Origin of the sequence: Pseudomonas putida, from assembly GCF_028682455.1 — a bacterium.
In the GTDB taxonomy this organism is placed as follows: domain Bacteria; phylum Pseudomonadota; class Gammaproteobacteria; order Pseudomonadales; family Pseudomonadaceae; genus Aquipseudomonas; species Aquipseudomonas putida_AA.
This window is the reverse complement of sequence record NZ_JANHLD010000001.1, coordinates 1,933,376-1,943,542: the sequence shown is the minus strand read 5'-3', so window position 1 is coordinate 1,943,542 and position 10,167 is coordinate 1,933,376. Positions and strand designations below refer to the sequence as shown.

6 protein-coding genes are annotated in these 10,167 nt (G+C 59.1%); all 6 read right to left on the bottom strand.

The features are described 5' to 3' along the window. Positions 1-16 precede the first annotated feature (16 nt). The 6 genes from NPS58_RS09395 to NPS58_RS09370 all read right to left on the bottom strand — a co-directional run bounded on the left by NPS58_RS09395 (position 17) and on the right by NPS58_RS09370 (position 10,162). Positions 17-286: a WXG100 family type VII secretion target gene (locus NPS58_RS09395; RefSeq protein WP_012251067.1), complete on the bottom strand. Its 270-nt coding sequence runs from the start codon at positions 284-286 to the stop codon at positions 17-19. After that, complete coding sequence (locus NPS58_RS09390; protein WP_012251124.1) at positions 286-1,020, bottom strand: vWA domain-containing protein; 735 nt, start codon at positions 1,018-1,020, stop codon at positions 286-288. Before NPS58_RS09390 ends, NPS58_RS09395 begins: the two co-directional genes overlap by 1 nt. Positions 1,021-1,100: 80 nt before the next feature. Next, entirely contained in the window at positions 1,101-4,139 is a 3,039-nt protein-coding gene (locus tag NPS58_RS09385) for a type III restriction-modification system endonuclease (RefSeq protein WP_042921191.1), read from the bottom strand. 10 nt (positions 4,140-4,149) lie between these two features. After that, positions 4,150-6,075: a site-specific DNA-methyltransferase gene (locus NPS58_RS09380; protein WP_255849430.1), complete on the bottom strand. Its 1,926-nt coding sequence runs from the start codon at positions 6,073-6,075 to the stop codon at positions 4,150-4,152. Between the two features lie 41 nt (positions 6,076-6,116). After that, positions 6,117-6,926 carry a DUF4391 domain-containing protein gene (locus tag NPS58_RS09375; protein WP_255849429.1) on the bottom strand — a complete coding sequence of 270 codons (810 nt, stop codon included), beginning with the start codon at positions 6,924-6,926 and terminating at the stop codon, positions 6,117-6,119. 2 nt (positions 6,927-6,928) lie between these two features. Next, positions 6,929-10,162 (bottom strand): helicase-related protein, encoded by a 3,234-nt coding sequence (locus NPS58_RS09370; protein WP_255849428.1) that lies wholly within the window; start codon positions 10,160-10,162, stop codon positions 6,929-6,931. Positions 10,163-10,167: the final 5 nt, after the last annotated feature.

The following is a 10,167-nucleotide window of genomic DNA, read 5'->3' as shown; positions in this document are numbered from 1 at the left end:
TGCGATCTCGCTGCCTCTAGCTTTGCAAATAATCTCGCAGGCGCGACGCGAGCGCTGCCAGATATGGAACCTGCTCGGACGCGTTGTCGTTGAAGTGCTGCAACTGCTGAACGAGCGCGTTGTAATCCTCCTCAAATCGCGCCCGCTTTTCGTCTTGCCAGGTGTCTCCGAGTGAAGCAAAGGCACCGTTAAGATTGCCTACAGCATCGCTGAGCGAATCAATAAATTGTTGTAATGAACATGCGAAGCGCTCAAGTTCTTCTGGATCGCCGATTGCTTGTGCCATTACCAATACCCTCCATCTTCTGTCGAAGAACTTTGTGTCACAGAGTTCTGTTTATCCTGGCGTGCTTCGATTGTGACGGGCTGGATGTCAATGGCGCTCGCTTCAGGCACATTATTTGGCGTCTGTGACTTCGTCCGAATGGTCACCGACATAGTGACAAACTTGAAGAAGTCACGTAGCTGTTTGGCGTTCTCTGCGTAGAAGAGGCGATTAGAGGTGCCTTCGATAAATTTCCCAAGCACTGCCTCGTCAGCATCAGCGCCTATCGCCATTGCCAAACGGTCACATTTTGCAGAGCGCCCGTCGCTAATGAACGCGTTCAGAGGTTTTTCCCACGCATCATTAGGCCCGCCATCAGAGACCAATACGACCGTTGGACGATACGCACGCGAAGGAACGACATCTTTGTCTTCGATCATCGCTTTGGCCATTTGCAATGCCGTGCCAAGCGGAGTCATGCCGCCAGCTGAAAGGTCCTGCCAATGAATATCGCTGGCGCTGGCAAGCGGCTGATGCAGCGCTACCTGAGAACCGAAAGTGATGATCGCAACATGGATTTCAGTTTCACCGTTCTCGGTGTCGCTGAACGTATCCAACATATCGCGAACGGCATCATTCACATTGCGGATTTTCTCTCCGCTCATGCTGCCGCTGACATCGAGAAGAAGCACGACTGGTAGAGGCTTCGCTTTCGGTGCCGTGAATTTCGACGGGTCGAATGGGATATTGCTCATATAAAAACTCCTTTATTCAAAGCTACGGTGTCCGCTCGTGTGCATGACGAAAACTTATCGTGCCGTCGCGACGGCAGAACCTACCCCTTTGCCGCCTCGGTCAAAAGATCACCAACCGAGCGCGCAACCACATACCGGGCAGGGTTCTCACCAACCCCCAGCGCAGTGAAATGCGCCTTGCCGCATTCGATCTTGGCGCTTTCCTTGTCGCGCAGGTCATCGGTGAACAGGCTGCTCTTGGTTTCCACCACAAAGTACAGGTGCTGGCTGCCGTCCTCTTCCACCAATACGGCCCAATCGGGGTTGTAGGTGCCCAGCGGTGTAGGCACTTTGAACCAGCCTGGCAGCTTGGCGTAGAGCTTGATGGCGTCGTTTTTCTCCAGCCCATCGGCGAAGTCCCGCTCAGTGGTCGAGTCGTACACCACGTGCTCGTAGATCGACTTGCGGGTATCTTGCAGCATGTTCTTGAGATAGCCGGTGAGTTCTTCCTTCTCGAACAGCTCCTGCGCATAGACATGCTGGTCGCCCAATTTCTGGTACTTGATGCCATCGACCAGAGCCAGGCGCTTGCAGCGGTTGATAGTTTCGGCGGTCAATTCGATGAACTGCTGCGGGTTGCGCTTGAAATCATGAAGGCGGCCGCTTCCCGTCAGGATGCTGACGATGGTGCGACGGGTGAGCTGGGTGCGATCTTGCAGGTCGGTCAACAAGTCCGGCAGCTCGATATCCGCCTCATCCAGCACCACGGTCGCCGCGCCTGCCTTCTCCGTCGCGGCGACGCCCGCCTTGCCGATAGCGATGTCGGCCTTGCGCCATTGCAGCCGGGCCTTGGCAATCACCGGGGCTTTCTGCAAAGCAGCGATGCAGTCAGTCACCAGCTTGGCGTTGTCAAACTGCACGCGGTAAGTGGTCTGGTGCTTGATGCGATCCCATAGCGCCTTGAACTCGTCGCTCAGGTAAATGGCCTTGCCATCGTTACCCTTGCGCAGCGGAACCTGTCTGCGTTCGTCGGCATTCTTGATGTCCAAACGGCCCGATACCTTGCGCAGCACCTCGGCGATCTGGCCTTTCTGTGCCTCAAATTCGGCAGGAAGTGCCAAGGTGCCGTTCTTCAGCGCCGTTTTCAGTGAATCTTGCACCTTGCCCTTGGCATCGATATGGCCGGCGGCCTTCAGGTGTTCCCACAGCGCCTTCGATTGCTCGATACCCAGCGGCGTGGCATGCCCGTCAGCACCGGTCACGGCAATGGCGGCAAACTGGTGTTGCTCCACGATGCCGAAGCGTATGCCCGTGTCTTTCTCGATTTCCTTCTGCAGGTTCTCGGCAAACTGTTCGTAGTTTTCCGTGGCCACCACGGTCAAGGTGTTGACCTCGAAGCCGCGTACCCGCTCGCCATCCTGGTTGACGCACAGGCGCAGGCCGCGACCAATGGTCTGGCGGCGCTCGCGCTCGGTCTGGATGTCGCGCAAGGTGCAAATCTGGAACACGTTGGGGTTGTCCCAGCCTTCCTTGAGGGCGGAGTGGGAGAAGATGAACTTCAGCGGCGTGCTGAAGGACAGCAGCTTCTCCTTCTCTTTCATGATCAGGTTGTAGGCGCGTTCGGCATTCTCCCGGTTACCCGCATTGTTCTCGGCGGTATCAAGCCAGCCGCCCTTCTTGTCGATGGAGAAATAGCCGTTGTGCACTTCTTCGGCGGCGGACTCCAGGTCGATCTCGGCAAACAAACTCTGGTAGGCCGGCAACTTGGCGGCACGGCGATATTCTTCCTCGAACATCTGCGCATACACGCCCTTGACCGGCTGGCCGTCCGCATCGTACTGACGGTACTTGTCCACCGCGTCGATGAAGAACAGGCTCAACACCTTGATCCCCAATGGACGCAGGTGCTTTTCCTTGTCCAGATGCTCCTTGATCGTGCGGCGGATCATCTCGCGTTGCACGGCCAGCGCATCCACATCACCGTGGGCCTGACCCGGCTGCAAAAACACTTCGCCGCCGGGGCAGCGCAGCTCCATGAACGCTTCGCCCTTGGCCGTATTGATCTCGCCCACCCGAAAATCGGCGTAGATCGCACGGCCATCGGCGCTCTGCTGAAGGTCGTCGCCATCGCTGACCGTCACCTCAGTCCTTTGCACGCCAGTGGCGGTCTGTTTATCCAGCTCGACCTTGGCGCTGATGCGGCCGCGCTTGTTTTCCACCTTCACCAGGCGCACGAAAGGCTTGTTGTGCGCATCCTCCACCGTGGCCGACGCCACCTCGATCTGCTTGACCAGCTTGCGCTCATAAGCATCCACGGCATCCAGGCGGAACACCATGTGGTGCTTGTCCACATGGGTAGCGGAATAGCGCAGCGTGCAGAGCGGGTTCATGGCATCCAGCGCTTCCTTGCCGCGTCCTTCAAGGCCGCCGTCCACACTTTGCGGTTCATCCACGATGATGATCGGCCGGGTGGCCTTGATCAGGTCGATGGGCTTCTCGCCGCCCGTCTTCTCGGTCTCTTTGTAGAGGTTGTTCACATCCTTCTTGTTGATGGCGCCCACCGTCACCACCATGATCTGGATGTTGGAACTAGTGGCGAAATTGCGCACCGGCCCGGGCTTGCCCGAGTCGTACAGGAAGTAATCGAAGGGCACGCCCGCGTAGAGCCCCTTGAAGTGTTCCTCGGTGATTTGCAGGGTCTTGTAGACGCCTTCCTTGATCGCCACCGAGGGCACCACGATCACGAACTTGCTGAAACCGTAGCGCTTGTTCAGCTCGAAGATCGAGCGCAGGTATACATAGGTCTTACCGGTGCCGGTCTCCATTTCCACCGTGAAGTCGCCGGACGCCAGCGCGCCGGATGGGGGCAGACCACCCCGCAATTGAATGTCCGCTAGATTCTTGTGCAGCTCATCGTCCAGCAGCGTCAGTCGGTTACCGACACCCAGATCCGACTCGGCCATGCCCAGCGTCATTTGCTCAGGCTGGGTCCCGGGAAACAGATCCGACCCCACCGGCATCGGCGCCTTCATCGTCACCGTGAACTCGGTGCGGCACACCTCCTGGCCACGGAACAGGTCGCACACGGCCTCAATGGCCTGCATCTGGTAGTCGAGGTTGGGCTCGAAGTGAAGTTTCATAGCGCCCCCCTCATAGACTGCGCACGTTCTGGATGCCGTGCTGCTCCAGAATGGCGGCGAGGTTGGTCTTGGCGACATCGTTTTCAAAGGCGCTGTCGCGGAACACGCAGGTCGTGTCACCGGCGGGCGCCAGTTCCTTGTGCCAGTCGATAATGCCTTGGGCCAGCGGCTCCACCTGCTCGCGGGTAATCTGCTCGGCAAGACAGGTCATCAAGACACCGCCACCCACGGAATGCACCTCACGGCCCGCGATGGTGCGCTGCTCGATGGGCACGCACAGGTCGAGGCCTAGCTTGAGCAGCAGTTCGTAAAGCACGTCCGCCTCAGAGCGGCCTTCGAGTAAATGCTCCTGGTGGTCGAACAACGAGGCTTCCAGATCCGCCGGGTTGGGGTTCCAGGCGCGGATGTTGGAATGGTCGAGCTTGAAGACGCGGAAGCCGGTATCGCCGGAAAACAGCGGGTTGTCGGCTTTGACCTTGGCTGCGGCGCGGCGCAGGCGCTCTTTGGTGAGCTCGGCGATCGTGCGCGGCTTACCGAGTTGATCACAAAACAGAGCGGCGCTTTTCTGATCGTTATTATCTGCAGATAGTGGCTCTGGCAACTGGACGACTATGTACCTCCGATGACCCTGATCCTCAGCGTTTGCCTTTAATACTGCGTGAGCGGTGGCCCCCGATCCTGCAAAGAAATCCAAAACAATCGCATCTTTCGGTGCTGCTATCGTCAGCATTCTCTGTATTAAGCGCAGTGGCTTTGGCGTGGAGAAAACCTTTTGGCCGAGCAATGCAGACGTCTCCTTTTGGGCTTCATCGTTATGGCCACAATCCTCAAAGGTCCACCATGTTGGAGGCACGATTCCTTGCTGCACTTCCTTTAGATATCGCTTTAGGCGTGGCTTTCGGTAAGACTGATTTGGTCCCCAGTAAAGCCGGCCCTCGCGCTCGATTTCCAGGTGCTTCTCCTGAGAGTATCGCCAGACCGCGTGCTCTTCAGGCCACACCTCATCGCCAGTAAGTGGATGCCGGATTGCGTACCAAAGCGTTGGCCTTTCATCTTTTGATTTATTGCTAACGTAATTATCGGATGCCCATTCGCCACGGGCGTCATTATCGGGATTCGAATAGCGGGCATTCTGCTCGTCCGTGCGCGGCAGCAGGCCGCGAATGAACGCATCTGATTTACGATAGACCAATACATGGTCATGCATTACTCCGATGCCCGGATCATCATTAGCAACCGCATACTTCTTCTGCCAGACAACATTGGCTAAGAAGTTCTCCTCTCCAAATACCTCATCACCGATGCGGCGCATATTTGCGACTTCAGTATCATCCAGTGTCAAAAATAGCGCGCCGTCATCACGCAGCAGATTCCTTGCGAGCTTCAATCGCGGATACATCATATTCAGCCAGTCGGTGTGAAACCGCCCGCTGGCTTCGGTATTGCTGCTGATCTTCTGTCCGCCTTCCACCTGCCCGGTCAGTTCCAGATAGTTCTTGATGTTGTCCTGGAAGTTGTCCGGGTACACAAAGTCCTTGCCGGTGTTGTACGGCGGGTCGATATAGATCAGCTTGACCTTGCCGGCATAGCTTTTCTGCAGCAGCTTGAGCACTTCGAGATTGTCGCCCTCGATCATCAGGTTCTGGGTGGTGTCCCAATCCACGCTCTCGTCCCTGCAGGGCCGCAACGTGCCGGTACTCGGTGTCAGCGCCAATTGCCGAGCGCGGCGCTTGCCATGCCAGTTGAGGCCGTATTTCTCATCGGCATCGGTGACGGTCTGGTCACCCACCAGCGCCTTGAGCACATCCACGTTCACCGCCTTGCCGTTCGGGCCTTCAGTAATGAGGTCCGGGAACAGGGCCTTGAGCTGGTCGATGTTGCCCGCCACCAGATCGGCGGACTGGGCCTCGGGGCTGGCTGCCGTGAGTTTGTTCATATTGTTCTCCATCAGTCGTTCAAGCTTTAAAGCTCAATGATTCAAAGTTGTCGGCGCGCGGCGGCCAGTTCGGCCTGCACGCGCTTGAGCGTCAGGTTCAGTTCCACCTGGCGCGCCAGTTGTTTTTCCTTGGCGGCTTGCGCTCGCAGGCGGTCGATCTCGTTCTCCAGCCGCGCACAATCAGCCAGCGCCTGCCAGCGGGCAGCCGCTTGTTCCGGGGTTGTGTCAGCCTGGTAGGTACCCGTCAGCCGTGCCGCCTGCAAGGCACACACGCGCTCCATCCAACCCTGATAAAGGGCATGCAGCGTGGTCTGGGGCTGGCGCGCTATCGACAGGGACTGCACGAAGGCGCGCTCGATTTGGGGGGCTATTGAGCGATCCACCGCCTCCGCATCTTGGACGACATCTTCGGTGATGTGGGACAGCGAAGCAGATGCTGGGTCGCCGTCGAGCACGACCTTGCCCGCTTCGTTCTGCGCCCAGCGCTTGTGCGCCAGCGAGAGGGTCAGTGCCGGGCCTTCCATCAGCAGTAACACGGGATACGGCACGGCCCGATGCACCAGTTCGGCAAGGCGAGCGAGACTGGCGGGCTTGACAGCACCACGCAGGGTCACGCCCAGCACGGCGATTTCCAGGTATTCACGCTGCGCGTCCCGGTAGCTGGGTACGCCAATGGTGTTGGGCTTGAGTGCGGCAAGCCACTGGATTTCTTCAATGGCGTCCGTGATCAGGCGCTTGTCGGATGCCGTGGGCGCACCGTTCTCCAGCAACAGCTTCTTGGGAACCCGCTGGTCTACCCGTGCGCTGTCGGGCAGTTGTAAAGCATCAAGAAGCGCGCGTGATGTTGCCATTGTCATGCCGCTTCATGCTCGGGCAGCACCACCAGAAATGCCACCACCTCGAAGTCGTCACTACCAGCGAACTCGCCCTTCATGGCGTGCGTGCCGCCAGGTGTGAAGAGGCTGGCAACGGCTCGTTCCTCATGCTTGCCGGCGACGGAGGCCACCGCGGCGGCCAGCAGCTTCTGGGCGTGGCGCATGTCCTCACCGCTTTTTGTCGCCTTGTCGAAGCGCGCGCAGGCACTGTCATCCGGCCGTTCTCGCCCCAGCGCCAGGCGCTTGAGGCGATCCAGGATGCGCTTGGCCTGCGGGTAGGGCAACAATACGTGGCCGTCATCGCCGACATGCACCAGGTAGTGCGGCGCGAGCGGGTAGTCGGACGACGCAGCGGATTTTGCCGTCGGGCCGCAGGCTTGCAGGCAAAAGATCACGCCAGGGGGAATGTCGGCATCCAGCGTGGTGGTGACCGCAAAAGCCCCCAGCGGCTGGGTGTCCAGCTTGCCGGGGTGGCTTTTAAGGAACTGCGCGAGGTCGATGCGGAAGTCGGTCAGGGTGAGGTCGGTAATCGCCACGCCAGTGGACAGGTCTTCCATGTCGATGACCGTGTCCTGCAATTTGAGCAGCTGCTTGCGCCGGTACTCCAGGTCGTTCATGGCGTTGCCGGACTGCTGCTCGATCAGGTTTTCTTCGCCCGTGGCCGAGACATCGAGCAGTACCATGCGACCGCTGACGCGCTGCTCCAGGTTGATGTATTCCTCCAGCTCCATGTTGGGCCAGAAGTTCACGAGCTGGATGCGCTGGTTGGGCGAGCCGATGCGGTCGATGCGCCCGAAGCGCTGGATGATGCGCACCGGGTTCCAGTGGATGTCGTAGTTGATCAGCCAGTCGCAGTCTTGCAGGTTCTGCCCTTCGGAGATGCAATCGGTGGCGATCAGCAAGTCGATCTCGCCTTCACCCGCCATGTCTTGCGGGCGCTCCTTGGCGCGCGGCGCGAAGGCCGAAAGCACATCGCCCATGCTTTTGCGCAGGCCCGGCAACGTGACCTGGATGCCGGCGCTGCCGGTGACGACCGCCGCATGCATGCCCAGCGTATCCCTGGCCCATGGGGCAAGCTGGGCGTAGAGGTAGTGCGCCGTGTCCGAGAAGGCGGTGAACACGATGATCTTGCGGTTGGCTTTGCCATCGTGCGTGTTGATGGGCTCAAGGCATTTGCGGGCAATCATGTCGCGCAAGGCTGCCAGCTTGGCATCACGCGCGGCATCCACTTGGCGGGCTGCAGCCAGCAAGGTCGCCAGGCGGTTGCGGTCTTCCAGCAGATCCTGCTTCCAGCGAATCAGATCCACATCGCCCAGCAGCACCTTGACCTTGCGCCCGACCAACAAGGTCTCGAACGCCGGGTCGTCGATATCGACGTCGGCAATGTCGATTTCCTCCAGCGCCTCGGCATGGGATTCGATGCGCGCCAGCGTGTTCTCTACATCCTTGAGTTGGCGCTGCACGGTCAGGGTGAAGGACGAAACGCAGCTTTCCATGCGTTTGAGCACGTTCACACGCAGCAGGTGGATCAGGCTTTCTTCGCGATCCGCCTGACGGAAGAAACTTTCGCCGCCACGCACCTGGGTGCTGTACTTGGCGTCGTAGGCCGCCTGCTTGTGGGGCAGCACATAGCGCAGCGGCGCGTAGCTGGCGAGCGTGAGCCGACGGATTTCCTGGTTGATGTCGCGGATGGCGCGGAATTCGCCCGCAAGGTCTACATCGGCCTTGATGTTGATGGGCGGGAGCCGGTCGGGGAAGCGGCCGGTCTCGCTGGTGCCGTAGTACTTCTCCACATGCCGCCTGGAGCGGGCAATGGTGAGATGATCCAACAAGGTGAAGTAGTCAAAACCCAGCATTTCCACCAACTGGGTGGGTGTCTTTTCAGCGTCGTCCAGTGCCAGCCAGCGGTTGAACTGCGCCTGCGCCTTGCGGGTCGTGGCCTCGATGCTGGCGATGCCGTGCTCCATCAGGGCAGTGTCATCCCCCTCTGTGACAAAGGCGATCTGGTTGCGCAGGTCGGCCAGGCGATTGTTCACCGGCGTGGCCGAGAGCATCAGCACGCGGGTCTTGACGCCTTCACGGATGATGCGTCGCATCAGGCGGTCGTAGCGCGATTCCTTGCCCTTGTGCGTGGCCTTGTTGCGGAAATTGTGCGACTCGTCGATCACCACCAGGTCGTAGTTGCCCCAGTTCACATGAGACAGGTCGATGTCACCCGACAGGCCGCCATCGCGCGACAAATCGGTGTGGTTGAGCACGTCGTAGTTGAACCGATCAGCCGCAAGGATGTTGCGCTTGTCGTTGGCCTTGTAGAGCGTCCAGTTGTCGCGCAGGCGTTTGGGCGCCAGCACCAGAACGCGGTCGTTGCGCAGCTCGTGATACTTGATGATGGCCAGAGCTTCAAAGGTTTTACCCAGCCCTACACTGTCGGCGATGATGCAGCCGCCAAAGCGGTTCAGCTTGTCGATGGCACCCACCACACCATCGCGTTGAAACTTAAAGAGCTTTTTCCACACCACGGTATTACGGATGCCAGTGGCAGACTTGACGATGCGCTCCTCGTCCATCTCGTCACCGCTGTCCTGAAACAGGCGGTGCAGCATCAAGGTGTAGATAGTGAACGGGTCACGGTGTTCGCCAAGGGCTCGCAACGCCTCAAGAACGGATTCGTGCTCTTCTTCCTGACCCTCGGGGTCGGTTGAAGCAGCAGTTTGCAAGGCTGCCCACTGGTGATCGAACCATTGGGCGAGCTGCGCAGCTTCCTCGGCCGTTTCTGACGCCTGAATCAGGTTCAATGGATTGCCTGGCGTCAGGCCAAGGCCAGATGTGTTGAAGGCAAAGGAGCCCAGAACCACTTGTGCAGGTGTCCCATCCGGGCTGCGCAAGACAGCAGCCCCCTGTGGCACCGACCTCGATGCCCGCCGGAGCGCTACTTTTTCACTGATCCATTTCGCGCACTGATTGGCCAGCCAACGTGCCTGCAGACGATTGCGCGCAGCGCGGTCGCCCTCCGTGCCCAGGAGTTCGAGCGCCTCATTATCGGGAGGCACGATCAATTGGACTCGATCCAGAGCGGACAACGCCTCCCGGATTTCTGCGAAGGCGTAGAGAGAAAACGAAGGCGTTACACAGTCGAGTCGGTTGCCGTGTTTGAGGTTGGGCCTCATCAAGTCGATGACGCGCTGTGTTCCGGTGTTTTGGATCAGCTTCATGGTCG

Bases quoted from the DNA above. Each gene is read 5' to 3' on its own strand.
- NPS58_RS09385 (WP_042921191.1), bottom strand. From the start codon at position 4,139: ATGAAACTTCACTTCGAGCCCAACCTCGACTACCAGATGCAGGCCATT.
- NPS58_RS09395 (WP_012251067.1), bottom strand. From the start codon at position 286: ATGGCACAAGCAATCGGCGATCCAGAAGAACTTGAGCGCTTCGCATGT.
- NPS58_RS09390 (WP_012251124.1), bottom strand. From the start codon at position 1,020: ATGAGCAATATCCCATTCGACCCGTCGAAATTCACGGCACCGAAAGCG.
- NPS58_RS09380 (WP_255849430.1), bottom strand. From the start codon at position 6,075: ATGAACAAACTCACGGCAGCCAGCCCCGAGGCCCAGTCCGCCGATCTG.
- NPS58_RS09370 (WP_255849428.1), bottom strand. From the start codon at position 10,162: ATGAAGCTGATCCAAAACACCGGAACACAGCGCGTCATCGACTTGATG.
- NPS58_RS09375 (WP_255849429.1), bottom strand. From the start codon at position 6,926: ATGGCAACATCACGCGCGCTTCTTGATGCTTTACAACTGCCCGACAGC.